Raw genomic sequence first — 25,497 nt, 5'->3', positions numbered from 1 at the left:
GATGAGTGATTTTTACCAGAATGGTGTCATTACTAATTTTCATAATCTCACCCACCGCAGCGTCGAATCGCTGGAAAAAGAGATGGTGCGCTTCGCGCGCAAACGCAAGATGGGGCTGATTTTGCCCTCGTTGTTCTCGGAACTGGAAGGGCCGGCGCTGGATAATATCGTCAATGAACTGGCGAAAGTGCCCTATCTCGACGAGATTGTGATTGGCCTCGATCGCGCCGATCGCGATCAGTTTCTCTTCGCCCGTGAGTTCTTTTCGCGCCTGCCCCAGCGCCACCGCATTCTATGGAATGATGGCCCGCGCCTGAAAGCGCTGGACGCCGAGTTGGATAAAGAGGGATTGTCGCCGAGCCAGCCCGGCAAAGGGCGCAACGTGTGGTTCTGTACCGGTTACACGCTGGCATCCGATCGCACCCAGTGCGTGGCGCTGCACGACTGCGATATCGTTACCTATGAACGCGGCATGCTGGCGCGTCTGCTCTATCCGTTGGCCAATCCATCATTTCAGTATGAGTTCTGCAAAGGATTTTATGCGCGCGTGGCCGATGGCAAGCTGAATGGCCGCGTCGGCCGTTTGCTGGTGGGCCCGCTACTGCGCTCGTTACAGAAGGTTTACGGCCACTCCGAGTATCTCGACTACCTCACCAGCTTCCGCTATCCGCTTTCCGGCGAGTTCGCCATGCGCACCCACGTGCTCAACGGCATCAAGATTCCTGGCGATTGGGGACTGGAGATTGGCGTGTTGTCGGAGATTTATCGTAACTACACCACGCGCCAGACTTGTCAGGTGGAGATCGCCGACAACTACGATCATAAACATCAGCCGCTGGCTGAGGATGACGGAACCGGCGGATTGAAGCGCATGAGTAATGACATCGTGCAGTCGCTGCTGCGTAAGCTGGCGACCATGGGCGTTCCGCTCACCAGCGATTCATTCCGCGTGCTGAAAGCCACCTACTATCGCAATGCGCTGGATATGATGGAGGTCTATAACCATGAAGCCACCATGAACGGCCTCAAGTTTGACCAGCACATTGAAGAAGCGGCGGTGGAGATGTTTACTCAGGCGATTCTTGATGCCGGACAGGCGTTTATTGAACGTCCCAACGAGAAACCGTTTATTCCAAGCTGGAGTCGCGTGCAATCGGCGTTTCCTGACATCCTACAGCGAATTTATCAGGCAGTAGAAGAGGATAATGACGGCAAGGTTTGATGCGGGGGAACCACATTCGGGACGGCGAGAACCGTCCCGAATGTGTTTAACTGGCCAGCTGCTGCGCGGAAGATAGGTGACTGAGTTCGTCACTGCGAAACGCCTCACGTCGCACGCTGTAACCATCATACCAACGACATTCGACCATTCCGCTGGCATAGCCGGTCACCACCATCGTGGGGCCGCCCTGTTTGTGCTGAACTTCGTCACTGATTGCAAAGATCATAACCGCACCCTCCTTTAACCGTTGAATGAACGATATTAGGTATAGCAGCGGTGCGCGATATTTTCCTATACGATAAATCTATTAGTGTGACCAAATCAGAATAAGCAGTTAAAAATCCTGTAAATAAAAAAAGCCGACAAGATTTATTGTCGGCTTTGATAACGCGTCCTGGGCAGGAAAATCAGATTTTGCAGCCTTCGCAGTCCGCTTCGTCGCTGATCTCTGCGGGGACTTCGTTGGCTTTTTCTGCCGCTTTGGCTTCAGCCTGTTCCAGCTGTGCATCGATATCAAATTCAAACATATCGTCGTTCATCATCGTTCTCCTGACCGTGATTAGAAATTTCCTGCGCTTTATAACTGCTAGCTACGCAGCTTAGCAATCAGATTTACGCCCAACAGCACGATCGACCCAATGATAAAGCCGATCACCAGATTGGCGCCGTTGCTCAGCAGCGTCGAGATAAAGCCGTTGAAACCGGCGCTGTACTCGGTGATGGCGTGATGTAACGGCGTGATGCCGTGCACCACAATGCCGCCACCGACCAGGAACATCGCAATGGTGCCCACCAGCGTCAGCACTTTCATCAGCCACGGCGCCAGCGCCAGCAGCACGCCGCCGATCGCCTGCGCCACGCTGGAGGATTTCTCCTTCAGCCAAAAACCGAGATCGTCAATTTTCACGATCATCGCCACGATGCCATAAACGCCGATGGTCACGACAATCGCCACGCCGGCCAGGATTAATACCTGATTCAACAGCGGCGCTTCGGAGACAATGCCCAACGTTATCGCCACGATTTCCGCCGAGAGGATAAAGTCGGTGCGCACCGCGCCTTTCACTTTATCCTTTTCGAACGCACCCGCGTCCTGCTGCGCCAGTTTGTCGAGACGCTGCTGACGCGCTTCCGGACTCTGCTCTGATTTGTCGTGATTCAGGCTATGCAGCACTTTTTCTACCCCTTCGTAACAGAGGTAGGCACCACCAATCATCAGCAGCGGCGTAATCAGCCAGGGCGCGAAAGCTGAGATCAGCAACGCCAGCGGTACCAGGATTAATTTATTTAAAAATGAGCCTTTCGCTACGCTCCAGACGACGGGCAGTTCACGATTGGCTTTGACACCGCTAACCTGCTGCGCATTCAGTGACAAATCGTCACCCAATACGCCCGCGGTCTTCTTTGCTGCAACTTTGCCCATTACCGAGATATCGTCAAGCAGCGTCGCAATATCATCCAGAAGCGTGAGTAAACTGGTTCCTGCCAAAATGGTATTCCTTATTATTCCGGTTGGTGATCCTGACAACAGGGGCAACGCTCAACCGCCGTCACTGACATATCGGCGATGCCCGCACAGTCCCATTCGACGCGTAACGGCCCCGTCAGATCGCCGGCGTGCAAATACTTGCTCACCGGACTTTCCGTCATGCCGCTGATCTCCTCGGTGGCTACCAGCTGGTCGCCAAGATAAATGCGCGCCGTGGCTTGGGTATTCACCATCCGCTCATCGCGGAGTTGATACAGGCGCTTAACGGTAAGTTTGATGCTGCTCATGGCTCAATTCCGCGTCCCAGAGAAAAGGGAGATCTAAACTGTTATGGTGGCTAAAAGCAACAATCTCGCACTATTCAACGCGATAGTGATGCAAGCCTTGATGATCGATTTCACTGCTGTCGGTCGCGGCCAACAGCCACTCTTCCAGACGTTCGATAAGCGCGCCATCCGCCAGCTGCAGTTTGCCGCGCAGCGCGCACTCCCAAACAATCAGAACTTTCCATCCTCCTTCACGCAGTTGCTCTATATAACGCCGATCGCGCTCGACGTTGCTGTTAATTTTGCCACTCCAGAATTCAGTGCGCGTAGCGGGCATCTTGAATAAATAGCAGTGATGTCGATGCCAGAAACAGCCATGGACGAAGATGATCGCTTTCTCACTGGGCAAGACAAAATCGGGTCGGCCCGGTAAGGCTTTGTCCTGTACGCGATAAGTAAAACCACGATCTTTCAGAATTATGGCAATACGCTGTTCAATTGCCGTGTCCTGATTGCGAATGGCGCGCATGTTTTTGCTGCGAATAGCTTGCGAATGAACGTCTGCCATGGCGTTTCCTTGTTTTGGCGCTTCTTCAACTTTAGCGGTTTAGGGCAAAAGGGAAAGCACGCGAGACAAAGAGTGTGGCGTGCATCGGCACAGCCGCATTCAGCGGCCACGTTAGCGAAACGCATTAAAGCGAGCGCGATTCAATTAATCCGTTTGCATAACCGATTGGGCTCATTAACGCTTTGACCGCCGTTTCGTGCCAGTCATGCATAAAATAACGCTGCGATTATTCTGTAAAAACACACCCAGCCGCTGCGCTTTATTATCAAAATCATCCACTTCTTTTTTGACTTATAAGCAGCCAGTAATTTCACTAAATTCAGCAATGGCACTCACCAACACATTAACAATCAAATAGTTATACTGCTGTGGCGCGCTCAATTTCCTTCCCAATTTTATAGGATTGACCATGGTAAAAAACTCGGACAGTGCCAATCTTGATACGCCTACTGGCAGCAGTAATACGCTTCAGGTGCTGGATGCCAATGGCAACCCGCTCTCATTCAGTAAAGTGGTGCTTGAACTGGCGAATACCGGTGGCGGCGAAGCGCTTATTCAACTGCGCGACGTCGCGGCGCTGCGTGCCACCGAGCCGAAAAAAGTCGGTGAGCTCGCTTCCGTACTGGAGTACACCACCGGTACGGCGATGGGCGGCGGTCTATTCGTTTACGACATTACCGATAAAACCACGCCTGAAGATTATGGGTTGAATATTGTGACCGCCAAAGGCGCGCGCTGGAAACGAGTGGTTTTTGATTATAACAGCGTCACGGTATTGGATTTTGGCGCGGTGGCGGATGGCAAAACCGATTGCCTTGAAGCCGTAACGCGCATGTTTAACTGGTCACAGAAGAATTATCCCGCTACCGGCATTCGTTTTACCGCCGGCAGATTCTTTATCTCAAAATTTGATATTGCCGCGAAGGAAGTTAACCGCTTTAAACTTTCGGGAGCGCCAGTCAACTTCGGCTATTTTCCCACAACAACACTGCTTTCGGATCGCAAAGATAACGAAGTGATGTTCTCGGTAAAAGCGCGCTATGTTGAAATCTCCGGCTTTGTCGTCGAAGGCGAAAGCTTGCAAAATTCGCTGCCGGCCAACAGCAAAGGCTTCTTTAAAAATATTATTGAAGCCGGTCAGTTCCTGCGCGTCAGCAGCATGGAGTTCCGTTATTTAGGCGGCCGCGGATTGGATCTGCTCGACACGCTCGATTGCAAAATCGACCAATGGTATGCGCGCAATTGTCAGAACTCACTGATTCATGCCTATTGGTCGGATAATCCCAACGGCAAATGGGATCACTCTACCGCTATCGAACTCTCAAACTTTAATATTCAGCGCAACAGCGCGCATCCGGCGATCTATGCACCGCGCTGCACCCAATCGCTGATTCGCAATGGCTGGATTGAACACTCCAGCGATCCTGGCGATCTCTCTAATGGTCAGTGGATTATTGAGGCGATGAATATCGAAGCCTGCGACTCTCCGCTGAATATGGCCTATTGCCGCACCATCACTTTGCAAAAGAATATTCAGGGCAGCCACGGCTTTGATTTCACGCCGCGTCCCACCGACAGCGAATGGCTGTCGGAATATGAGCGCGGTTCGATTGAGATTGATAGTAGCGGCACCATTATCAACGGCTCGCTGAATTATGATTACGTCACGTCGCAGCATGCGATGGATAACCGTAGTGCGAAAGAAGCCTGGTGGTGCGTTGGCGAAATTCAGCTGAAGCAGTCGCAGCAGGCGCATATGCGCGTAATTGGCAATGCGCAATACAACAGCATGTCCGGCACTCAGGTTGATTTCAGCGATCGCACCGCCGAAGGTGTCGGCCACATCTATTTCCAGATGCTGAATAGCCAGATTGCCTGTAGCTGGTATAGCGAAGGTTCCTGCCCGATTACCAAAGTCCATATTGAGCAGATCAAAACCGGCGAGTGTCGTATCTACGTCAAAGTGGCGGTGTATAGCGGCTTTACCAAAGTCCTGCTCGATACCAACAGTGAGGATCGCCATCGCGCTGGCGTGCACTTCCTCTATCGTAAAGTGTTTACCAAATGCGCGGAGGAAAAAGCCGCCGAGCTGGATGAAGCGGTTAAAACACCGGTGGTGTTTGAGCAGCACTGGACCGGCAATAAAAGCGTCGGTTTCGGTTACAACAACAACGGTGAATTGCTGCTGCGCGCCGCCAAAGCCAACGCGGCGGAGTACAACGAAACGCCCGAGTTGGTGAAAGTACGCATCAATGGCGTGGAATACGCGCTGGAAGCGCGCAAGAAGAAGTAATGCCGATTGGCGGGCACGTCCCGCCAATATCATCAGCGCCTGAGGAGTGATAGCATAGCCGCTTCACTGTTAAGGAAAAACGCATGCTTGCTATCGACCCCGCCGCGCCCGTCTCGCCCTCCCCGTTAACCACCGCTCAGGATGACGCGACGTCGCTGTTATTGCAGGTGCTCGATATCTATGCCGCACGTGATGTGGTGATCACCCTTAGCGAAGCCGGTGGCCGCGACTGGAACGTGCCGCGTTTGAATCGTATTCGTGCCGGTAAAAGTGTTGCTCCGCCGCTCTCCAGCGCTGAAGTGGCCAGCCTGCAAGCGCTGCTGCCTGCACGTCCGGCGCATTATGACGATGCCCGCTTCCAGTTTGTCGATCTGTTTGCCGGCATTGGCGGCATTCGTCGCGGCTTTGAGCAGATTGGCGGCCAGTGCGTGTTTACCAGCGAATGGAATAAAGAAGCGGTGCGCACCTATAAAGCCAATCTGTATAGCGATCCGCAGCAGCATCAGTTTAATAGTGACATCCGCCTGGTCACGCAGCCGGCAGGCATCAGCGATGAGCAGGAGATTTATCAGCATATCGATCGCACCATTCCCGATCACCAGGTGCTGCTGGCCGGCTTTCCCTGCCAGCCCTTCTCGCTGGCGGGCGTCAGCAAGAAGAATGCGCTGGGCCGCGCGCACGGATTTGAGTGCGAAGCGCAAGGCACGCTGTTCTTCGACGTGGCGCGCATTCTCGCGGCCAAAAAGCCACCGTTCTTCGTGCTGGAAAATGTTAAAAATCTGAAGAGCCACGATAAAGGCCGCACTTTCGCCATCATCATGGCAACGCTGGATGAACTCGGCTACGACGTAGCGGATGCCAACGACAGCGGCTTGCCGGATGCGAAGATTATTGATGCGCGCCACTTCCTGCCGCAGCATCGTGAACGCATTGTGTTGGTGGGTATTCGACGCGATAGCGGACTCAGCAACGGCTTTTCACTGCGCGCCCTGCCCGCGCTCTATCCGCCAAACGTACCGCCGCTGCACAGTCTGCTAGAAGCGCAGCCGGAGGCGAAATATACGCTGTCGCCCATCTTGTGGAACTATCTGTATCAGTATGCGAAGAAGCATAAAGCCAAAGGCAACGGTTTTGGTTTTGGCCTGAACGATCCGCGTAATGAGAATATCTGCGTGCGCACCTTATCGGCGCGCTATTACAAAGATGGCTCGGAAATTTTGATCGATCGCGGCTGGGATCACGCGCAAGGCGAAGCGGATTTCCAGCAGGCCGACAATATGGCGCGCCGCCCGCGCCGGTTAACGCCGCGCGAATGTGCCCGTCTGATGGGGTTTGAAGCGCCGGGCGAAAGCCAGTTCCGCATTCCTGTATCCGATACCCAAGCTTACAAGCAGTTTGGCAATTCGGTGGTGGTGCCGGTATTTGCTGCGGTGGCGCAGCTGTTATTGCCGCTGATTGAGCAATACACCACGCAAAAAGCCTAGCTATTCAGGACCACAATTTTATTTAGGGCCGCGCTTTATGCTGTTTTCCGCTTAATCGCGCCCGCTGTCACCAAACTGTCATGCATGCTGCCAATACTCCTGTTTTATTTTTTGGAGGCGTGTGATGTCACTCCTGTCCGTTCTTTCTCTGCCGTTGCGGCTGCGCGCGCAGTTATCCCTGCGCATCCCGCTGTGGCTCACCAGTTTACGTAGCCAGTTTTTGCTGTTCATCCTGCTGTTCTGCCTGCTGCAATTTGCGGGTGTGTTGCTACTCAACAACCACGTCAAGCAGACGCAAACCTCGCTGCAACAGGCGAATCAACTGCGTGAACGCCTGGCCCTGCTGGACAAAGCCCGTATCGAACTGCTTACGGCCAGCGATAGCAGCCATCGCGCCGGCATCTATTTAATGCAGGACCAGCAAAGTGGCTCGGTGGACAGCTGGAAAAGCCTCGCCACGGCGGCCGATGATTCGCTGCAACAGGCGCAGCAACAGTTTGCCGCCTACCACGCTAACGCCGAAAGTCCGCTGGCGCAGGGTTTCGCTATGCTGGCGCAAGGATTGCAGGAGCAGTTGAAAGGACTGGCAGCCAACGACATCAACGCCTTTTTTATGGTGCCGATGCAGGCATTCCAGCAGCAGTTTAATGATGCCTGGTTCAGTGAAATCGAGCAGGCCAACCAGCAACTGAGCAGCGTTAACCAAAACACACTCAGCACCTTGAAACAGAGCCGCAATATGTCGCTGATGGTCAGCGCGGTACTGATGGCCTTATTGGTGCTGGCCTCCAGCTTGCTGATGCGTGGCGTGCTGTTGCCGCTGCGGCGTGCGAATACGCAGCTGGAACAGATCGCTACCGGTGATCTGCTGGCCTGCGATAACACCCCGCGCCGCCAATCACTGGAAACGCGTCAGCTATTTTTGTCGATTGATACCATGCGTCGTGGCCTGCAACAGATCGTTCGCGATATTAATACCGTGACGGTCAGTGTCGCCGCCGGTGCTGAAGATATGCAGCAGCATAATGAGCAGGTGATGCAGCAACATCAGAAGCAGAACGCCAGTTTCCATCATCTGTCGCAACGTTTGGATCGCGTCTCAGAAGAGGTGGAAATCGGCGCCCAGTTCTCCCAGCAGGCAACGCAGGAGGCACAGTCTGCCGATGCGTTAATGCGTAACTGCGCGGTGGAAGTCGATAACATGGAGAATCAGATGCAGCAGATTGTTACGGCTTCCGATGATATCGCCGGGATTGTGGGCATGCTGGATGATCTGTCCATGCAAACGCGGCTGCTGTCACTCAATGCCGCGATTGAATCCGCTCATGCCGGCGCTTATGGCCGCAGCTTCTCGGTCGTCGCCAAAGAGATGGGTTTGCTGTCACAGCAAAGTGGCGCATCTACGCGTCAGATCGATGGATTGATTCAGCACACGCAGCAGCATGTGCATGATGGCTTCGATAAAGTGAAAGCGCTCGAGGTACTGTTCGGACAAATCAGCGCTGCGGTTTCCGGCGTGGTGACGCAATTGAATGAGCTGCAGCAAAATAGCGCCGCGCAAAGTCATCGGGTGAAAAAGATCGCACTAGAAGTGGTGGAGATGAGTGGCCAACTGCAGCAAAACGAGGCGTTGAACGCGCATCAGGTGCAATCCGCTGTTCAACTGCGTGAGTTATCGGACCGGCTGGCGCAGCGCGCGCAGCAGTTCCGCATCAGTCATGGTTAAAACGCAGCCACAAAAAACCCGTCATCTGACGGGTCTGCGGCTTATTTCTTCTTCTTGCCTTTCTTCAGCAGCGTACGTATCTGCTTCAGTTCTGCGGCAGAGAGCTGATCCGATGACGCTTCTTGCGTATCCAGACTATCAATGGCCGGTTGCGCAACCGCATCTAAACTGGCCTGCAGGCGATTAACGATCTCCTGGCTCATGGAGATTTGGTTATCGGCGGCTAACTGTTTGATGTGTTCTTTCAGCGCCGGGTCAATTTTAATGGTTAAGTTAACGGTCTCGGTCATTTTCATACTCCCTTTTGATTTACAACAACGTAGCGGAAGCCGACGAAAGTTAACAGAGTGTCATAAAAATTTAATATTAGGAGTGTATGGGACTGAAATCCCTTAACACCGATTCATCGATTGAGGTCAAATTCCCCTGCAACTCCGCACACAGTTTGCCCATGTAGTGCACCAGGAAATCAGCGTTGTGCTCAGCCAACAAGCGCCCGGCTTCGGTTTGCATGGTTTGTGGTAATCCCAGCAGCTTTTTCTGGAAGTGATCCAGCGTCCACTTTACATCATCCAGTTCGCGATCCTTGCCCAGCGGATCGTCGCTATCAAACAGCGGTCTTCCTAACGCACCGGCAGTGTAGAAAACGCGAGCCAGGCCGATAGCACCTAAAGACTCGAGACGATCGGCATCCTGCACAATTTTCGCTTCCAGGGTTTGCGGCGCGATACGCGCGCTGAAGCTGTGGGCCTGAACCGCATGCGCGACGGCGTCCAGCAATGCGAAGGGAAAGTCAGGGAAATCTTGCTGCAAAATGCGGCGCGTCTCTTCGGCCGCGTAGGTTGAAGCTAAATGACGCTCAGGGTGATTTTTCGGCAGGTTAACCACATCGTGGAAATAGCAGGCGGTCATCACCACCATAGGATCGGCGTCGCTGTGCTGCATGATGCGTTTGGCACTCATCCACACGCGGCGCAGATGCGCGATATCATGGGCTTTATCATCATGCAGCCAGTTCAGCTGCAGCCAGTTCTCGTAGCGTTGTTGCCAGTGAGTAAGTGACATCGTGCTTCTCCTGTTATTGCTGTTATCTGGGTTCCTCGGGACATCATAGCGGCCTGGTCATGACACTTTTTTTACATCCTTCCTGGATGGGCAAAGTGAAAAAATGAGATCCCGATCTTGTTATAGCGCTGTTAATAGCTGTTGCCTAGCATGCGCAGCGATTTAGGCATTTCCTTACTGCCGTTTAAGTTAAATAACTCTGTTTAACAGGAGTAATGTATTTCGATTGTGTACAAATTTCGCTTAGGCCATTTATTCTAGTTAAATGTGCTGATTTATCCGCTCTTGGTAGGGCAGATCAACGCGACATAATCTGAAAAGGTTCCCATTATGGGCTTTATAACGTACTGTATCTGGAAAAATTCTGGCTTCTGAACCTTTAGAAGTCCTTTTCAGCACACATTTTGCTTATGAACCATTTTTAAAACCTAAAATTGCAAGAATAGCCTGATACTAAGGCGACAAATTATTAAGCAAACTGATTCAAACCCATTATGCTAACGCTCACATCTACGGATGCGAGGGGATTCTTCGCAGTTTTCGGGTTTGTGACACAATAAGAGGTATGCAATGAAAGAACGGCCGATTCTTTTTTCCGAACAGCGGGTGCGCGCCCTGCTGGTTGGCCAGCAGACACAGACCCGGCGCATTATGAAAACTCAGGCCTTTGGCCCGGGTCAGGATCATCACGAAGGCGTGCATGCCTTTGACGTCAGCGCTAATCATCTGCACGGCTATAAATTAATGTCGATGACCGATGTCAGCTCGCACTGTCCGTTTGGTCAGGCTGGCGATGGTTTATGGGTGCGTGAAACCTGGCGCGGCCCGATCGTTCCGGAAGCGTTATTGGCTGAGTATGAACGCGATCCGCTGCCGTTCCGCAGCCCGGCATTTTGCCAGTATCGCGCCGACAGCAACGAGCTGGGGCAACTGGATGAGAATTTGCAAAATGCCGAGCAGTTTGGCTGGCAAACCGCCATTCATATGCCGCGTTGGGCTAGCCGCATCGATCTGCAAATAACCTCGGTACGTGCCGAGAAGATTCAGGATATCAGTGAAGATGACATTATGGCGGAAGGCGTGCAGACCGATACGCACTTCCTGAATAACTTCTTTACGATGAATATGAATTCCGAATCGCCAAAAGAAGCCTATCGCAAAGCGTGGCAGAAACAGTACGGCGCCACCAGTTGGGAAGTGAACCCGTGGGTATGGGTGATTGCGTTCCAGCGTGTTGAACGCTAACGCGAATCGCTGCCACGCCCGTACTCGTAAGGTCGTCATTCATGACGACCTTTTTATTTCCTCGCCATTACTTTTCCGCTTTGCCACGTCAATCACAGACAAATCCCCTACTAACTGGTTGAATAACCGGCTTTGATTCCGCGCTGGCACTTTCTACTGCGCTGCGCCAGGATACTGTTTTCAGCCAAAGAGTGAGTGACGCAATGTTCAAATGGCCGTGGCACGCGCAAATAGAGACGTCATTACTGGCGCTACCCTGGCAACAGGCGCTGGCGCAGCCGATCTTTTCCCTGCTCGACCAGGAAGAACAATCCGCTCTCACTGCGCTGGCTCAGCGCTTCCTGCAGCAGAAAAAAATCTCTCCCCTTCAGGACCTGCAACTTAATGAACTGCTGCTGGCGCGTTTGGCGCTGCTGTTTTGCCTGCCGGTATTAAAGCTTGGCATTGAGTGGCTCGACGGTTTCCATGAAGTGCTGATCTATCCCGAGCCATTCAACGTTGATGACCGCTGGGAAGATGATAACGGCCTGGTCCATCACGCGCCGGCAGTTCATGCCGGACAGAGCTGGACGCAAGGCCCGGTAGTGCTGAATGCGCTAGATATTCAGGACTCTTTCGACCTCTCCGGCTTCAATCTGGTGATCCATGAAGTGGCACACAAACTTGATGCGCGCGGCAGCGGCTACACCAGCGGTATTCCGGTAATGCCATTGCGCGATGTCGCCAACTGGGAAAAGGACCTGCAGCACGCGATGGCAGAGATTGAGGCTGAAGTGGAGTTAGTGGGTGAACAGGCAGCCACTATCGATCCCTACGCCGCGAGCGATGCGGCAGAGTGCTTTGCCGTGCTGTCGGAATATTTTTTCAGCGCACCGGATTTACTGGCTAACCGTTTCCCGGTGATGTATCGCCATCTGCAGCAGTTCTATCGCCAGGATCCGCTGGCGCGCCTGGCGTTACTGACAGCAAAACCTGCTTAAATCGCGATCGCTTTGTACTAATGCTAGCCAGTTGAATATAAATGTGTTTTAAGCTGTTGACACCGCCACGAGGCGCCATTAATATTCGCCTCGTTCACACGATTCCTCTGTAGTTCAGTCGGTAGAACGGCGGACTGTTAATCCGTATGTCACTGGTTCGAGTCCAGTCAGAGGAGCCAAATTCTTGTTTTCATGCCTCTTTGCGAATCCTTATGTGATTTAGATTCAATAAGTTAGCGTGAAAAGTCTTCCCGATGCATTTTCATTTCCCCCTCCGCATCGGGCAAGATTGGTGGTCTGATTTGGGGTCATTTCAGTTCGATTATGGAGTGACCACCATATGTCTCTGAACGACGCTAAAATCCGTAGCTTAAAACCATCCGCAAAACCCTTCAAAGTTTCTGATTCTCATGGACTGTACCTTTTAGTCAATCCAGGCGGTTCACGTCTCTGGTATCTCAAATATCGTATCAATGGTAAAGAATCTCGCCTCGGCTTAGGTGCCTATCCCGATGTTTCTCTGGCTTACGCTCGTCAGCAACGTGATGGTATACGCAAGCTGCTAACGCAGAATATCAATCCATCACAACAACGTATCGTAGAGAAAGCTGCCCGCTCACCGGAAATAACATTTAAGCACGTTGCATTGAGCTGGCATAAAAGCAACAGAACATGGTCTGAGAACCACGCCTCCCGTCTGCTTGCCAGCATGAACAATCATATATTTCCTGTGATTGGACACTTGCCAGTAGCTGAACTGAAACCTCGTCACTTTATCGACCTGCTGAAAGGCATTGAGCAAAAAGGTCTGCTGGAAGTCGCAGCACGTACCCGGCAGCATATGTGCAACATCATGCGGCATGCGGTGCAGCAGGGGATGATTGAGAGCAATCCAGCATCGAATCTCGAAGGTATCATCGCAGCACCGGTTAAACGACACTACCCCGCCCTTCCCCTTGAACGACTACCCGAATTGTTGAGTCGCATTGATGGCTATCATCAGGGACGGGAATTAACCCGGCTGGCTGTTTCTCTTACCCTGCATGTCTTTATTCGCTCCAGCGAACTGCGGTTTGCCCGCTGGACGGAGATAAGTTTCACAAATAAAATCTGGACGATCCCCGCCACACGAGAACCGCTCCCAGGCGTCCGCTATTCCAGCAGGGGGGCGAAAATGCGCACGCCGCACATTGTGCCGCTGTCACAACAGACCATCGACATACTGAAGCAGATAAGAGAAATCTCCGGTGATCAGGAGTTACTGTTCCCCAGCATCCATAATCCATCCAGACCAATGAGTGAAAATACGGTTAATAAGGCGCTGCGGCTGATGGAATATAATACTAAAGAGGATGTCTGCGGCCACGGATTCCGGGCAATGGCCTGTAGTGCCCTGATAGAATCAGGTCTCTGGTCACAGGATGCAGTTGAGCGTCAGATGAGCCATCAGGAGCGCAATAGCGTTCGGGCAGCCTACATCCACAAGGCGGAGCATCTGGAAGCCCGCAAGGCGATGATGCAGTGGTGGTCAGATTATCTGGACAGGTGCAGAGAGGAATTCGTGCCATCCTATATTTTGGGCCATCAGCAGTCCAAAGTCTGAACTACGGTATATACCGATTGATAAGATTGAAAAAGGGCTCAGCTAATGAGCCCCGTTTAAGACTAAATACTTCGCATATATACTTAAAACACCATCAGCTTCATACAAAGCTTGGTTTTTAGTTACAGAATTGAGCAGGATATTGAATTTGGCCCCTCACAAATCAAGCACAATTGCATCTGTGTTGGGGGTCAAGTATTTATTCCTAACGCCGCCAGCAATGTACTGATTTTAGGCGAACGATGGCGCGATTTTGCATAAATTAATGAAAGCGGAATCGAAGCCTCGGAGTATTCTTGTAGTAGCTCGACAAGTTTACCGTTTTCCAGATATTTACCGACCGCAAAGTCCATTATTTGAACAACTCCCATCCCGCTGAGTGCCGCTTCTAACAGTACATCCGCAGTATCGACGACCAGATTACCCTTAATATCAAAAGCCTGCTGTTCTCCCGCTATAGAATAAAACCACTTTGTGCTACGCCCAGTTCTATGTGCTTTAACAGCCAGACAGTTATGCTGTACCAGTTCCGCTGGCTCTTTTGGAATTCCGTGGCTGTTTAAATATTCCGGTGACGCAACGGTGACAAAACGTAAATGCTTAATAGTTCTGGCGATAAGCCGTGAGTCCTGTACGCTGCCAATTCTAATCGCCGCGTCAAAGCCTTCTTCCACCAAATCAACCAATCGGTCAGTCATAACCGCGTCAATTGTTAATGCCGGATATCTGTCCAGAATCTCTTTGAGCATAGGAATAATTACCAATCGGCCATAGGCAGAAGGTGTCGTTATTTTTAGTTCGCCTTCAGGGAATACCGTTCTGCCGGTAATCGAATGCCCAACCTCATCCATTTCATGAATCAGGCTTTTTGAGGATTCATATAAAAAAACGCCATCGGTAGTCAGACTTACAGAGTGGGTATTGCGGTTAAGCAAGGTAACACGAAGGTCGAGCTCAAGCCTGGTAATTGCACGTGAGACCCCTGATTGGGTGAGGCCCAATGCCTGCGCAGCTTTGGTAAAACTCTGCGTTTCCCCTACCTTAATAAAGATTTTAAGCGCGTTTAAATCCATAAGTCTTCTCTTACATCTCTTACACGAACATCTATGCCTCGTGGAGGTATCAAGATACAAAAAAAACTGACAGAAGTTAAATATCAATGTGTTATTAGTTAAAAGATAACGCTATGTCGCCACAATTATTGCAATATCCTTGCGTGGCGACAGCATAGAGGACTATGTACTAGTTGAGCTTAGTCCTGAGGTACGTTGAGCGTGACTTTGCCTGGAGCGAGAAGATGCATGAAATCCTGTTTAATGACTTTATCCCAACTACCAATATTATCCGCGTATACTTTAATGATCTTCTCGTCAACGAGAGTGAGCAAGGTGTTTAAATCTTCTCCGGCCGGGGAATAATCCTTATAAGAAATCAGATCGATTCCTCGTGATACCAAAATTGTGGTGTCTATGCTCGCCACCTGTCCCGAGGCAACGCCCAGAATGAGAACTGTGCCATTAGGGACAACATTGTCTAATAGATGAGCCAGTAAATCGCCACCGACGGTATCGACCAGTGCATCAAAGGTTCCCTCAAAAGGGTATTCTTTAGCCAATAGTACCTCGTTGGGTTTAATGTCGCTGGCTTGCAGCCAATCGAATCCACGCTGGCTGTGCACCACCGCCGAAACTTTAATACCGGCATGCATTGCCAACTGAACCAACAAATGCCCGACTCCGCCCGTTGCACCGGTAACGGCCAGAGACTGGCCCGGCTGCAAATGAAGGGATCGCAGAGAACGCAGCGCCGTTAATCCTGCCACCGGCAACGCTGCTGCAACCGCTGCTGATACACTCTCTGGCACGATAGCGACATTGGCACGATCGACAACGCGATATTGGCTCCAGGCACCCGAAAAACTCCATGTTAATACCCGCTCCCCAATTTTTGGTCCCTGACCGTCGGTGCTGGTCTCGCTCACAATACCAAATGCATCCCATCCGGCAGGCTTATCCGATTCCCAGGGAAAGTCTAATTCTCCCCGATTAAGTGATATATTGGACACTCTGATTAAAATATCACTTTCCGTCCTTCTGACTGGCCGCTGTACATCGGTAAATCTAAAACCACCAGTATCTGATTTCACAATTGCTTGCACGTATTCACTCATTGTTATTTTCCTTTTCGATATTTACACATTCAGAAAAATCAATTAAATAAATAACATTATCTATTTTTAAGATAAGCCGATGACTATTTAATTACCTAAATTCGATATCTTAACCTCCTAACCTAACACGACAACTCGATAAACTAGCAGATTATATTGGTGAAAAATATCATAACAATTATGATTCATATTCTGTTTACAAAAACTGATGATCGAGGGTATTAGTTTCATTACTGTTAATCACATTGAGTGAATTTTTATGAATAAACCACTTCCAGCGGCAATATATGTTTTAGGTTTTACTCTATTTGCCATGACAACATCTGAATACATGGTCGCAGGATTAATCACATCCATGTCATCTGATTTAGGTGTTTCCATTCCTAAAGTTGGATATTTAATTACCATTTATTCATTAGGTATGGTTTTCGGTGGTCCCTTGCTTGCTACATTTTTAGTTAAACTTAGCAATAAAGCAGCATTATTGACTATTACTGGCATATTTCTTGTCGCCCAAGTAGTCGCAACCGTTTCTGCAACTTATGATCTTTTAGCAGTAGCGAGGTTTGCGACCGGATTATCTTCGGCAGCCTTCTTCGGTTTTGCGCTGTTGACAGCGGCAAAAATGGTTCCACCGGAACGCTTTGGCGTTGCAGCCTCCATCGTATTGGGCGGGATGATGATAGCGACGGTGGCGGGACTGCCACTATCAGCAATACTTGACCAGTATTATGGCTGGAGAGTTTCCTTCGCATTAATTATTGTCCTTACATCTTTAGCTGGAATAGGTATTATACTGATTGTTCCTAAATTCAAGGCGGAGGTTAAGGGTAGTATTAAGGCTGAATTTGGTTCAATTATAAACAGATCAATCTGGGGGGCTTTTATTACAAGTTTCTTTATTATTGCTGCTACATTCGCGACATTCAGTTACTTCGTTCCCTATTTTGAAAACACTGTCGGTTTCGATACTCCATATATCCCGGCTATTCTTTTCGCTTACGGTGTATTCACGGTAATTGGTAACTTTCTTGTAGGTCGACTAGCAGATAAATCGCCGATTAAAGTTGTTTTCACCGGAAGCGTCGTGCTAGTACTTGCACTGTTTGGGCTTTATACCTTCTACGAAAATAAAATATTAGTGCTGATATCTGTAATGATTTTAGGACTTACTGGTATTACTCTCACTCCTGCCATGTCCTCACGCGTGTTTAAAGCAGCACCTAATACTTCATTAATTAACACTATGCATACCTCCATTATTTGTCTTGGAGTAGTTATTGGTTCATGGGCCGGTGGCTATGCAATCGACCAAGGTTATGGCTACCGTGCACCAACTCTCATCGGTATTTTTTTAGCTGGATTGGCAATTGTCACCCTACTCCCTGTTTTGAGAAACAACCGTTACGATACGCCTGCTGTTAATCCTCAGACAAATATCTGACTGTACCAATAGGAATAGACCATGAACAGTGAAATTAATTCATTAGGCTATGAAAATAACATTCAAACTATTCCGGAATCGCATTTATCTCCCGAAAACAAATACAAGCATGGGATCCCAATCATTTACCACAGCGAGAGTGATAAAATTATCGACCAAAGCTGCGAGGCAAGGTTATCAGATGACACGCCCAATAAAAAATCATTCACACATAAAATATTTGTTATACGAAAATGCAAGCCGGAGCATATAGGAGACATTTTCCTGCGGCCATCAGAAAATGATGACAGCAGCATAATTCTAAACATTAACATTCATACGCCATTAGGGGAAAAAATAAAAACCGGACTATTCCGTAAACTTTCAATTCTTTTATTTGATAAATATAAGACACTGAGAGTTGAGACTCACATTTTGATTGATCATCATAAAATCATTAATAGCCTTATATTGAGCGGGTACACTTTTGAAGGTATTTCACAAAAATTTAATTCAAATTCAGAGCTAGAGGAATTTGCAGTATTTTCATTATTGAAGAATCAAACAAATACGGAAAAAAGCCTATTATTTCCTGCAGTGGATAGTAATATTTATCGCGATGAAAAAATTGCACTACGTTTAGCTGAACCAAAAGACACATTTTGTATATGGTTAGAGCAATCAAATCCTGAATCATCGAAGTGGGGTTTATTCGAAACAGCATCACTTGATGAAATAAAACAAAAAATTAGGCGTTGCGGGCTTAATTCAGCCGTAGGCCCTAATATATTACTAACTATTATAGAATGCTCAACTGGTAATGCTGTAGGAAAAATTGTTATCCGCAATGTTGTACCACCTCATGTAGGTGATGTTGGTTACGGGATATTGCCGGAATATCGTGGTTTGGGCTATGCCGTAAGGGCTCTGAATCTTCTGAAAAAATGGGCCTTTAACGAAGCTGGCTATGTCCGTTTAGAACTTGGTGTCAAAGAAGGCAATATCGCGTCAGAAAGAGTCGCGCAAAAGGGAGGGTTTAAATTTGAGGGTGTGCGTCCGGGGAGATTAAAAAACCACGATGGTTCATACAGTAATGAGATGCACTATTTCTTTCTTAACCCGAACGTTAGCTATCGCAAAATAGGGGATTGAAAAATGAGCGAAAGTTTTATCTCATTTCTTGAAGAGCATTTAGATCATAGAAACGTCGTCGCCTATGTAAATACACCGAATGATGTTGGCGAATATACTTCCCCATCTGTTTCTGGCCGGGTGGATGTTTCCAGTATTGAACAAGTAATTCGCATTGTTCAGCTGGCAGATCAATATGATGGAGAAACAGCGCTTTATCCCTACTCAACTGGATTCAATTGGGGGTTAGGTTCAACAAAACCTCCATCAGATAACACCGTGCAGTTAAAGCTCAACGGACTAAATAAAATTCGCGAGATTAATATCGCAGAGGGTTACGCTGTCATTGAGCCAGGCGTGACGCAGGGAACATTATCGCGAAAATTACTTAATACTAATCGTTTTATTAATGTCACGGCCTCATCTGCAGAAACGAGTTTTTTAGGTAATGCTCTTGACCGGGGCGTCGGGTTGAGGCACCAACGTACAGAAGACCTTCTCGGCCTAGAGATTGTTCTCGCCAACGGAACATTACACCGAGTGGGTTGGTGGCCGGAACAGGGAAAACAAAGTGCACTATACTCCCATGGGATTGGCCCTTCACTGGTACAATTTTTCACCCAATCGAATCTCGGAATTATAACCGGTGGCGTTGTACGACTACTTAATCGACCAGAAAAATCTCGCGTCGCCTATATTTCCTTTTCCCCCGAAAACTTAGAGTACGCTATCAATACATTCCAGCACTGGTCAGCACAAGGGTTAATTCACGGAGTACTTAAGATTTATGATGAAACCTCAACACTGACGTATGGGGCAAATAAGGGCGAATTTCTCGTTCACCTGCCCATTTCTGGAGCAGCCTCAGTGGTTTCGGCACTTTCCATCGCGCTAGAAACCGAGTTTGCAAAAGCTGGTGAGAAATTCATCTCTTTGGTCTGGAGCGACAGCTCTACGAATCCTTATCAGGATGATATCGTCGCCAACTTAGTAGCCGCTGCCTATCAAGGGGATACTAAATATCATGATATCCTTCTGAAGAAGACGCTCGGTACTACACCGACTGAAATAGATGCCGAAGGCAAAGGCTGGATATTTTTCTTGCCTCTGCTTCCTTTTAGCGGTCAGGCTATTAAACAGGCTTATCTACATTTTGACGATATCTTCGAGTCTACTGGCGTGCGCTGCGGCGCCACAATTAATACGCTGAGTGATCAAATTATTGATCTCGTCGTATCAATTCGTTTTGAACGCGTGGAAGAGGAAATAAGTAAAGCTCATCAGGCTCTTAAACTTCTTCATGATAAATTTAGTGCTTCAGGTTTTTATCCTTATCGTTTGGACGTCGAACATCCTCTCGCCAATAGTCGTAATGCCAGAACGCTTCGTGAAGGTGAAATCATCAGAAGTTTGCAAAAAACTTTAGATCCAAAGGGAATTTTCGCATCCGGGCGATATAGTTATTAATAATAACCAATATGTAATTTTAAGATTTAATTATATAGGTTCATTTATTGAGGCATGTCCATGATAACTCATGAAGCAAATTCATTTAGCAATATATTAGTTAATTTAAGAGATTTACGCGGCGAATTACGTAACTCCGCTCGTGAAATAGAAGAGCATCGCAGGATACCACTCAATATTATTGAAAGGCTGCGTGGCATTGGGATATTTGGAATGTGTTTCCCGCAATCATGGGGCGGTGCCGGACTGACGTCGATTGAGCAAATCCTTGTGCTGGAAGAACTCGCCCGGGGCGATACGGCTACCGCCTGGTGCGCCATGATCGGTTGTGACTCAGGTATTTATTCAGGTTTCTTGGAAGAAAAAAGCGCCAAAGAGATCTTTCCACACGCCAATCTGGCCGTGGCGGGTTGGATACACCCGCAGGGAAAAGCCGAGATAGTTGATGGCGGCTACATGGTCACTGGCAAATGGCGTTTTGCCAGCGGATCGCCTCATGGCGATGTCATCTCGGCAGGTTGCTTCCTCTACCGTAACGGCAATCTTATACTGGATGATAACGGCAAGCCCCTTTGGCGAGTCATGTTGGCGCGTCCTGCCGACTACCTTTTTTCCGATACCTGGTTCACCACCGGCCTGCGGGGAAGCGGCAGTCAGGACTACTCCACGCAAGAATTGTTCATTCCCGAACAGCACGCGTTCAATTTCTCGGCACCAAAACGTCAAGGGCCACTGCACAAAACGCCGGATGCAATTTTACGCAAAATGGCCGGTATCCCGCTGGGGCTTGCGAGAGCCTGTCTGGACTATATCTACGACGTCGCCGACGACCGCACAGACAGAATCAATGATGTGAAATGGCGAAACTCAAAGCGCGTACAGACGGCGGTGGCTAACGCAGAGAATCAGTTATTTATCACCAGAAACGCGGTGCTCACCAGCGTAAGTACATTATGGCAGGCGCTCGAAGCCGATGCCGCTCATGACGATATTACTCATTGGCGCGTGCAGTCAGCTTTGAGTCGAAGAAATGCCTTTCAAACCGCACGAACCATCGTTTCAAGCTTGTATGACCTTCAGGGTGGGGGTTCTATCTACACCCATGAAACACCTTTTGACCGCGCATTACGTGATATCAACACCATTTGCCAGCACGCTGTCGCGCAGGAAAAAGTCCTGCAGGTGTGCGGCGATATTCTCCTTGGTGGCAAAGTCGAAGATTACTTTATATAAGGAAGAGAACCGATGAGTGGTATTTTTTCGCAAAAGAAAATTCTTGTAACCGGCGCAGGCAGTGGACTTGGCAGAGAAATAGCCTTGGCATTTTCACGACTTGGCGGAACCGTTATTCTTGCAGGTCGAAATACGCAGAAACTCGAAGAAACGGCACAAGCGATCTCCGAGACGCCTGGCAAATCATGGGTTATTCCTTTCGACGTAAATAATAATCAATCAATAGATAACCTGTTTGATGAAATAAAAAATAAAGTCGGCACTCTTGATATTGCCGTTAATAACGCCGGAGTATTTTCTTTTGGTTTTGTCGATGAAACCTCCAGTGAAGACTTTAATCACGTATTCACTACTAATGTCATTGGTTTGTTTGAAAGTCTGAAGCGCGAACTTCAGTCGATGAAAGAAAACCGGGCCGGGACTATCGTTAATATTTCATCAAATATGTCTATCGGGCTGAATATTCCGGGCACGGCGGCCTACACCGCCTCAAAGGCTGCCGTCGATGCATTGACCCGCGTCTCGGCAAAAGAGGCTATCACGCACGGCGTGCGGGTTTTCTCTATAAACCCTGGCCCATTGGCCACCGAAATGACCCAACTTCCAGGCGAATCGGCGGCAGACCGTGACAAAAGATGGCGCGATTTGATCCCCATTGGGCGTATTGGTGATGTTAAAGAGATCGCTGAAGCCATTATTTGGTCCTGCTCAGGCCAGTCTGACTACTTAGTGGGTTCACGAATAGTTATCGATGGTGGCCATTCTCTTTAAATTATTATTTCTGAGGTATAGATCATGCAGCCATTTATTATTAGAGACAATGAAGGTGTTCCGCTTTGGTTAAATAACGACACTTATACTATAAAGCTGGATAAAGAAAACACCGGGGGAAATATTTCTATTATCCAGGGATTTGTGGGTCCAGGTGGGGGGCCGATTTGGCATCTTCATGAAGACGCTGATGAGATTTTTTATGTACTAGATGGACAATTAACAGTAAGAGCCGGAGAAATTATTTTCCATGCCAATCCAGGCGATTTTGTTTATGTTCCCAAGGGGATTTATCATCAATTTAGAAATAACAGCATTAAACCTATTAAGATATTACTGATGTTCTCTCCTGCTGGATTCGAAGGGTTCTTTAGGGATACAGGAATCGTAGCAAAACAGGGCGTTATACCACCACTACATATTCATGATGCCGAAGCAAACAGACGGGCTATTAAGATTGGTGGGAAATACCTTTCTTTTGTTCCAGACTTTGAAAACCCCGATGTTAATCCAAATTTGTAAGAAACCAAAATGCCGCGAAGTCTTTGCGGCATTTTTATATTACAAATAAATCTGAACGGGTGTTACTTAAAAAACCATCTAACCTTTCATCAACCGTCATTCTTTATTCATCTTTTGAGAGGGCATTACATTTATCAGCACGGATATGTAAAAGGAGATATGTTATGTCAGACAGACTCGCTTTTTTTAAGAATAAAAATGTAAACTCAGACTGGTTAACTATCAAAGAAGCAGTTAAAGCATCAAAGAAAAACGGCATTAGGAAAATACAAGAAAGTGATATCTATCGATATGCTCTGCAGGGAAAAATCCTCCTTTCGATATACTTTCAGTCTCCAATTACCTTGAGGAAAATAAAATCCTATAACCATAAATTAAAGCTAAAACCTAAAGATAATAACTTACCGGACGACAAAATTACATTGGATGAAATCGATTTTTTTAGCGAGAGTAACTTAACCTTCAGCACTGAAGGTGAATATTTTCATACTGCTCATGGCGTCATTGATACAAGTCTTTTTGGATATGAATATTTCCTCATACAATGCATACTTGCTCACAATCTAAAAATACCATCGCCTGTACTTAGAGGGAACAATAACTATGGCATCACTGTTTCCTTATCAGGGGAAACCTTTCTAGTTCACAATAGAATTTCATTACGCAATGGAATCTCATTAAACAGCATGAATTTAAGCTTTAATGATGCCTATTTACCTATTTATAACTTACCGAAGGATGCATGTTTTGTTATCAGGCAAACTGAGTTAAATAAACTATTCAACTGGCTGGCTGGAAAAAAAATCACCCTCGAATTCTTCCACACGCATATCATCCCCTCTATCAAGACTATTTTGGCTTGCCTGTAGAAATAATGAAACTATCAGCCCGTTGATAGGAAAGCCTTACAAGTTGCTATCCATTTTTGAGCAATGGGCATCAGAGGAAGGCATCACCGATCGATTCAGTGGCGACACGCTCAAAACTGCGCTTGAGCGCGGCTCGCCCCCTTCCCTACCAACACAAAAGTAAGATGATGCCCTTCGCTATGAAAACCCGTATTAAGGATTGGATTTTCCGTAATACGGGTTCATCAACTTTCTCCGCACCACGACTTTGTGTTGTCGTGTTATCTCCCGGCTAGCGCAACATCTGCCACAGGAGAATACCGTGACATCTCATCAGTTATTACGTCTGAAACAGGTTGAAGAAAAAACGGGCCTGAAGCGCTCTCAAATCTATCTGTATATGAAAGACGGCACCTTCCCTCGCTCAATCAAGATTGGCCCAGCCAGTGTCGCCTGGCTCGAATCGGAAATTGATGAATGGATCAATATTAAATTAGTCCGCCGTTCAATAGGCTGAAGGGAGAAAATACCATGATTATCCCGTCACTGAATTACGCCGTATTAACCGATGCCCTGCATGCATTGAAGGAGGGCAACATTCGTCACTGCGAATCGCTAGGATTCACTTTCGATGAAATGAATGCCCTCAACCAATTATCACTAGACGAGCTGTTTATCATCAGTCGAGAGTCTGCACAGTTTTTGGCTGTGACGGTTCATCACGACGCATTACGCCTGCTTCTGGCTAAATCCCGTGAGGAGGTTCTGCAGCAACAGCGTATCAATCATGCCATCCGGCTTGGGGGGTCAATTGCGCTACTCAACAAATATTTTGGCCTCACCTCCAACGAAGTTTGCCTTCGCCGCCGGTTATTGGGCGTCCGTGTGCCTTATGGCCGGACGCCAGAGCCGAACGAAGAGACGGATGCGGCCATCTGGCGGCAATGGCAACAATGCCGGGTGGCCAACCTGGACTCGGCCGATGCGCTGGCCGCCATGATGCAGGTAACGCAAACCCTGCTGCCGAAAGTCGAAGGGTTGTCACTGACCATCGTTTGGAAGCGGATCGCACTTTGTGAACAGGAGACGTCAGACCGGAGGGCCGCACATGCCAGATGAGATCGACCGCGATCAGGAATTTAATGAGCAACGACTGGAGGATATGATTGAACAGAGTCGTTTTAAGCCAGGGTCTACGCCATCATTATTCCATTGTCGTCTATGCGGTAAGCCCATTCCTGAAAAGCGACGGCAGGCACTCCCGAGCATAACCACCTGCACAGAATGCCAGAAAAAACTTGAACGGCGAACACGTTAATAATGGTCATAAAGACATGCAGGAATATTTCCCCTGCATGTCTTTATCATTAACTATGAATATACAGTCGTCTTTATTAACTATTTCACTTACTTTTATTTTTCGCAGAGCCTACCCCCTCCACTAATTTATCTCTCTCATTTTAACTTTGAATTTATAGTTTATATACCGCCCCGGATATCTGATCCTGAAAACCTCATTACATAATAGTTACCCGAATGGACGTTAATTTCCCCGGGTCGGGTATTGCTCTTTAAAAATAAGTTTCGGGCTGTCACGAAACCACAATTCAGGGTGCCGCTGAATGTTCTCGCTGACCCGTTAAAACCGGAATGCAGAATTGGGATGTGACATTCATTTAACTCATTGTTGTTTTTATTAGAGGAGGCGTCATGCGAAAACCCATTTATCACGTATTTGTCACCCAGGAAAGTCAGCCCGACCCACAGGGTGAAAAAAACACCTGGTGGACGAAAGTCGGCGTCGCTTTCGCCCATCACGATAAACCCGGACTGAACGTGGTACTGACACCCGGCATTGCCGTTTCCGGAAAGCTGGTGCTCCTTGAGCCCCGTGATGACGGCGACACAACACAGGATACTCATCCCGTTTAACCACCCTTCCCCCTTTTTCCGGCCCTGTGCCGTCTGATGGCGGTACGCGTTGCCCGGTT

27 protein-coding genes and 1 tRNA gene are annotated in these 25,497 nt (G+C 48.5%); 19 read left to right on the top strand and 9 right to left on the bottom strand.

Annotated features, from left to right (window positions below; all coding sequences use genetic code 11):
• The first annotated feature begins 1 nt into the window (after position 1).
• On the top strand, positions 2-1,222 hold the full coding sequence (locus WFL93_RS18475; protein WP_049852559.1) for a glycosyl transferase: 1,221 nt from the start codon (positions 2-4) through the stop codon (positions 1,220-1,222).
• A 46-nt stretch (positions 1,223-1,268) separates the two neighbouring features.
• Here the strand turns inward: WFL93_RS18475 and WFL93_RS18470 are convergent, their stop codons facing one another.
• From WFL93_RS18470 to WFL93_RS18450, 5 genes are all read right to left on the bottom strand, one after another.
• A complete protein-coding gene (locus tag WFL93_RS18470) occupies positions 1,269-1,448 on the bottom strand; it encodes a YodC family protein (RefSeq protein ID WP_007891473.1) in 180 nt (59 codons plus the stop codon).
• A gap of 181 nt (positions 1,449-1,629) precedes the next feature.
• On the bottom strand, positions 1,630-1,764 hold the full coding sequence (locus WFL93_RS18465) for a hypothetical protein (RefSeq protein ID WP_255348773.1): 135 nt from the start codon (positions 1,762-1,764) through the stop codon (positions 1,630-1,632).
• A gap of 44 nt (positions 1,765-1,808) precedes the next feature.
• Positions 1,809-2,711, bottom strand: coding sequence for a DUF808 domain-containing protein (locus WFL93_RS18460; protein WP_007891475.1), 903 nt, complete (start codon positions 2,709-2,711; stop codon positions 1,809-1,811).
• Positions 2,712-2,725: 14 nt separating this feature from the next.
• On the bottom strand, positions 2,726-2,998 hold the full coding sequence (locus WFL93_RS18455; protein ID WP_007891476.1) for a hypothetical protein: 273 nt from the start codon (positions 2,996-2,998) through the stop codon (positions 2,726-2,728).
• Positions 2,999-3,068: 70 nt separating this feature from the next.
• Positions 3,069-3,545: a very short patch repair endonuclease gene (locus WFL93_RS18450; protein WP_336778749.1), complete on the bottom strand. Its 477-nt coding sequence runs from the start codon at positions 3,543-3,545 to the stop codon at positions 3,069-3,071.
• Between the two features lie 409 nt (positions 3,546-3,954).
• Between WFL93_RS18450 and WFL93_RS18445 the strand changes: the two genes are divergently transcribed.
• From WFL93_RS18445 to WFL93_RS18435, 3 genes are all read left to right on the top strand, one after another.
• A complete protein-coding gene (locus WFL93_RS18445) occupies positions 3,955-5,838 on the top strand; it encodes a hypothetical protein (RefSeq protein WP_336778748.1) in 1,884 nt (627 codons plus the stop codon).
• 83 nt (positions 5,839-5,921) lie between these two features.
• Entirely contained in the window at positions 5,922-7,322 is a 1,401-nt protein-coding gene (gene dcm, locus WFL93_RS18440; protein WP_336778747.1) for a DNA (cytosine-5-)-methyltransferase, read from the top strand.
• Between the two features lie 124 nt (positions 7,323-7,446).
• Positions 7,447-9,048: a methyl-accepting chemotaxis protein gene (locus WFL93_RS18435; RefSeq protein ID WP_336778746.1), complete on the top strand. Its 1,602-nt coding sequence runs from the start codon at positions 7,447-7,449 to the stop codon at positions 9,046-9,048.
• Positions 9,049-9,089: 41 nt separating this feature from the next.
• Here the strand turns inward: WFL93_RS18435 and WFL93_RS18430 are convergent, their stop codons facing one another.
• Together WFL93_RS18430 and WFL93_RS18425 are read right to left on the bottom strand one after the other, a co-directional pair.
• Entirely contained in the window at positions 9,090-9,338 is a 249-nt protein-coding gene (locus WFL93_RS18430) for a hypothetical protein (RefSeq protein WP_007891485.1), read from the bottom strand.
• A 76-nt stretch (positions 9,339-9,414) separates the two neighbouring features.
• Positions 9,415-10,113 carry a phosphohydrolase gene (locus WFL93_RS18425; protein WP_007891486.1) on the bottom strand — a complete coding sequence of 233 codons (699 nt, stop codon included), beginning with the start codon at positions 10,111-10,113 and terminating at the stop codon, positions 9,415-9,417.
• Positions 10,114-10,683: 570 nt separating this feature from the next.
• Between WFL93_RS18425 and WFL93_RS18420 the strand changes: the two genes are divergently transcribed.
• The 4 genes from WFL93_RS18420 to WFL93_RS18405 all read left to right on the top strand — a co-directional run bounded on the left by WFL93_RS18420 (position 10,684) and on the right by WFL93_RS18405 (position 13,941).
• Entirely contained in the window at positions 10,684-11,358 is a 675-nt protein-coding gene (locus WFL93_RS18420; RefSeq protein WP_007891487.1) for a hypothetical protein, read from the top strand.
• Positions 11,359-11,561: 203 nt separating this feature from the next.
• Positions 11,562-12,338 carry a DgsA anti-repressor MtfA gene (gene mtfA / locus WFL93_RS18415; RefSeq protein WP_180822054.1) on the top strand — a complete coding sequence of 259 codons (777 nt, stop codon included), beginning with the start codon at positions 11,562-11,564 and terminating at the stop codon, positions 12,336-12,338.
• A gap of 103 nt (positions 12,339-12,441) precedes the next feature.
• Positions 12,442-12,517 (top strand) — tRNA-Asn (locus WFL93_RS18410).
• A 161-nt stretch (positions 12,518-12,678) separates the two neighbouring features.
• A complete protein-coding gene (locus WFL93_RS18405) occupies positions 12,679-13,941 on the top strand; it encodes a tyrosine-type recombinase/integrase (protein WP_336778745.1) in 1,263 nt (420 codons plus the stop codon).
• A gap of 191 nt (positions 13,942-14,132) precedes the next feature.
• Here WFL93_RS18405 and WFL93_RS18400 read toward each other — a convergent pair whose 3' ends face one another.
• Positions 14,133-15,014 (bottom strand): LysR family transcriptional regulator, encoded by an 882-nt coding sequence (locus WFL93_RS18400; RefSeq protein ID WP_336778744.1) that lies wholly within the window; start codon positions 15,012-15,014, stop codon positions 14,133-14,135.
• 179 nt (positions 15,015-15,193) lie between these two features.
• Entirely contained in the window at positions 15,194-16,111 is a 918-nt protein-coding gene (locus tag WFL93_RS18395; protein ID WP_336778743.1) for a zinc-binding dehydrogenase, read from the bottom strand.
• A 259-nt stretch (positions 16,112-16,370) separates the two neighbouring features.
• Here WFL93_RS18395 and WFL93_RS18390 point away from each other — a divergent pair, with 259 nt between their 5' ends.
• The 11 genes from WFL93_RS18390 (at position 16,371) to WFL93_RS18340 (ending at position 25,438) form a co-directional block, all read left to right on the top strand.
• The gene (locus WFL93_RS18390) at positions 16,371-17,555 is read left to right on the top strand and encodes an MFS transporter (protein WP_336778742.1); all 1,185 of its coding nucleotides are present in this window, start codon (positions 16,371-16,373) and stop codon (positions 17,553-17,555) included.
• A 21-nt stretch (positions 17,556-17,576) separates the two neighbouring features.
• Positions 17,577-18,686, top strand: coding sequence for a GNAT family N-acetyltransferase (locus WFL93_RS18385; protein ID WP_336778741.1), 1,110 nt, complete (start codon positions 17,577-17,579; stop codon positions 18,684-18,686).
• Between the two features lie 3 nt (positions 18,687-18,689).
• Positions 18,690-20,132 (top strand): FAD-binding oxidoreductase, encoded by a 1,443-nt coding sequence (locus WFL93_RS18380; protein ID WP_336778740.1) that lies wholly within the window; start codon positions 18,690-18,692, stop codon positions 20,130-20,132.
• A 60-nt stretch (positions 20,133-20,192) separates the two neighbouring features.
• Positions 20,193-21,365 carry an acyl-CoA dehydrogenase family protein gene (locus WFL93_RS18375; protein ID WP_336778739.1) on the top strand — a complete coding sequence of 391 codons (1,173 nt, stop codon included), beginning with the start codon at positions 20,193-20,195 and terminating at the stop codon, positions 21,363-21,365.
• Between the two features lie 12 nt (positions 21,366-21,377).
• On the top strand, positions 21,378-22,136 hold the full coding sequence (locus WFL93_RS18370; protein WP_117039753.1) for an SDR family NAD(P)-dependent oxidoreductase: 759 nt from the start codon (positions 21,378-21,380) through the stop codon (positions 22,134-22,136).
• Between the two features lie 24 nt (positions 22,137-22,160).
• Entirely contained in the window at positions 22,161-22,658 is a 498-nt protein-coding gene (locus tag WFL93_RS18365) for a cupin domain-containing protein (RefSeq protein ID WP_336778738.1), read from the top strand.
• Positions 22,659-22,822: 164 nt separating this feature from the next.
• The gene (locus WFL93_RS18360) at positions 22,823-23,527 is read left to right on the top strand and encodes a hypothetical protein (protein ID WP_336778737.1); all 705 of its coding nucleotides are present in this window, start codon (positions 22,823-22,825) and stop codon (positions 23,525-23,527) included.
• A gap of 301 nt (positions 23,528-23,828) precedes the next feature.
• Positions 23,829-24,023 (top strand): AlpA family transcriptional regulator, encoded by a 195-nt coding sequence (locus tag WFL93_RS18355; protein WP_009635172.1) that lies wholly within the window; start codon positions 23,829-23,831, stop codon positions 24,021-24,023.
• Between the two features lie 14 nt (positions 24,024-24,037).
• Positions 24,038-24,625 carry a DUF2857 domain-containing protein gene (locus tag WFL93_RS18350; protein ID WP_336778736.1) on the top strand — a complete coding sequence of 196 codons (588 nt, stop codon included), beginning with the start codon at positions 24,038-24,040 and terminating at the stop codon, positions 24,623-24,625.
• The gene (locus tag WFL93_RS18345) at positions 24,615-24,824 is read left to right on the top strand and encodes a TraR/DksA family transcriptional regulator (RefSeq protein WP_336778735.1); all 210 of its coding nucleotides are present in this window, start codon (positions 24,615-24,617) and stop codon (positions 24,822-24,824) included. The genes WFL93_RS18350 and WFL93_RS18345 overlap by 11 nt, the downstream gene beginning before the upstream one ends.
• Before the next feature lie 392 nt (positions 24,825-25,216).
• Positions 25,217-25,438 carry a hypothetical protein gene (locus tag WFL93_RS18340; protein ID WP_044613675.1) on the top strand — a complete coding sequence of 74 codons (222 nt, stop codon included), beginning with the start codon at positions 25,217-25,219 and terminating at the stop codon, positions 25,436-25,438.
• Positions 25,439-25,497 lie beyond the last annotated feature (59 nt).

Source organism: Pantoea sp. USHLN256 (genome assembly GCF_037149875.1).
In the GTDB taxonomy this organism is placed as follows: Bacteria; Pseudomonadota; Gammaproteobacteria; order Enterobacterales; family Enterobacteriaceae; genus Pantoea; species Pantoea nemavictus.
This window is presented reverse-complemented; position numbering and strand designations above follow the sequence as displayed.

What these genes read in the sequence shown, in the direction of transcription:
- dcm (WP_336778747.1), top strand. Translation starts at nt 5,922, where the DNA reads ATGCTTGCTATCGACCCCGCCGCGCCCGTCTCGCCCTCCCCGTTAACC.
- WFL93_RS18350 (WP_336778736.1), top strand. Translation starts at nt 24,038, where the DNA reads ATGATTATCCCGTCACTGAATTACGCCGTATTAACCGATGCCCTGCAT.
- WFL93_RS18365 (WP_336778738.1), top strand. Translation starts at nt 22,161, where the DNA reads ATGCAGCCATTTATTATTAGAGACAATGAAGGTGTTCCGCTTTGGTTA.
- WFL93_RS18340 (WP_044613675.1), top strand. Translation starts at nt 25,217, where the DNA reads ATGCGAAAACCCATTTATCACGTATTTGTCACCCAGGAAAGTCAGCCC.
- WFL93_RS18360 (WP_336778737.1), top strand. Translation starts at nt 22,823, where the DNA reads ATGTCAGACAGACTCGCTTTTTTTAAGAATAAAAATGTAAACTCAGAC.
- WFL93_RS18430 (WP_007891485.1), bottom strand. Translation starts at nt 9,338, where the DNA reads ATGACCGAGACCGTTAACTTAACCATTAAAATTGACCCGGCGCTGAAA.
- WFL93_RS18455 (WP_007891476.1), bottom strand. Translation starts at nt 2,998, where the DNA reads ATGAGCAGCATCAAACTTACCGTTAAGCGCCTGTATCAACTCCGCGAT.
- WFL93_RS18405 (WP_336778745.1), top strand. Translation starts at nt 12,679, where the DNA reads ATGTCTCTGAACGACGCTAAAATCCGTAGCTTAAAACCATCCGCAAAA.
- WFL93_RS18470 (WP_007891473.1), bottom strand. Translation starts at nt 1,448, where the DNA reads ATGATCTTTGCAATCAGTGACGAAGTTCAGCACAAACAGGGCGGCCCC.
- WFL93_RS18345 (WP_336778735.1), top strand. Translation starts at nt 24,615, where the DNA reads ATGCCAGATGAGATCGACCGCGATCAGGAATTTAATGAGCAACGACTG.
- WFL93_RS18425 (WP_007891486.1), bottom strand. Translation starts at nt 10,113, where the DNA reads ATGTCACTTACTCACTGGCAACAACGCTACGAGAACTGGCTGCAGCTG.
- WFL93_RS18475 (WP_049852559.1), top strand. Translation starts at nt 2, where the DNA reads ATGAGTGATTTTTACCAGAATGGTGTCATTACTAATTTTCATAATCTC.
- WFL93_RS18395 (WP_336778743.1), bottom strand. Translation starts at nt 16,111, where the DNA reads ATGAGTGAATACGTGCAAGCAATTGTGAAATCAGATACTGGTGGTTTT.
- WFL93_RS18390 (WP_336778742.1), top strand. Translation starts at nt 16,371, where the DNA reads ATGAATAAACCACTTCCAGCGGCAATATATGTTTTAGGTTTTACTCTA.
- WFL93_RS18465 (WP_255348773.1), bottom strand. Translation starts at nt 1,764, where the DNA reads ATGATGAACGACGATATGTTTGAATTTGATATCGATGCACAGCTGGAA.
- mtfA (WP_180822054.1), top strand. Translation starts at nt 11,562, where the DNA reads ATGTTCAAATGGCCGTGGCACGCGCAAATAGAGACGTCATTACTGGCG.
- WFL93_RS18445 (WP_336778748.1), top strand. Translation starts at nt 3,955, where the DNA reads ATGGTAAAAAACTCGGACAGTGCCAATCTTGATACGCCTACTGGCAGC.
- WFL93_RS18400 (WP_336778744.1), bottom strand. Translation starts at nt 15,014, where the DNA reads ATGGATTTAAACGCGCTTAAAATCTTTATTAAGGTAGGGGAAACGCAG.
- WFL93_RS18450 (WP_336778749.1), bottom strand. Translation starts at nt 3,545, where the DNA reads ATGGCAGACGTTCATTCGCAAGCTATTCGCAGCAAAAACATGCGCGCC.
- WFL93_RS18435 (WP_336778746.1), top strand. Translation starts at nt 7,447, where the DNA reads ATGTCACTCCTGTCCGTTCTTTCTCTGCCGTTGCGGCTGCGCGCGCAG.
- WFL93_RS18420 (WP_007891487.1), top strand. Translation starts at nt 10,684, where the DNA reads ATGAAAGAACGGCCGATTCTTTTTTCCGAACAGCGGGTGCGCGCCCTG.
- WFL93_RS18385 (WP_336778741.1), top strand. Translation starts at nt 17,577, where the DNA reads ATGAACAGTGAAATTAATTCATTAGGCTATGAAAATAACATTCAAACT.
- WFL93_RS18380 (WP_336778740.1), top strand. Translation starts at nt 18,690, where the DNA reads ATGAGCGAAAGTTTTATCTCATTTCTTGAAGAGCATTTAGATCATAGA.
- WFL93_RS18375 (WP_336778739.1), top strand. Translation starts at nt 20,193, where the DNA reads ATGATAACTCATGAAGCAAATTCATTTAGCAATATATTAGTTAATTTA.
- WFL93_RS18370 (WP_117039753.1), top strand. Translation starts at nt 21,378, where the DNA reads ATGAGTGGTATTTTTTCGCAAAAGAAAATTCTTGTAACCGGCGCAGGC.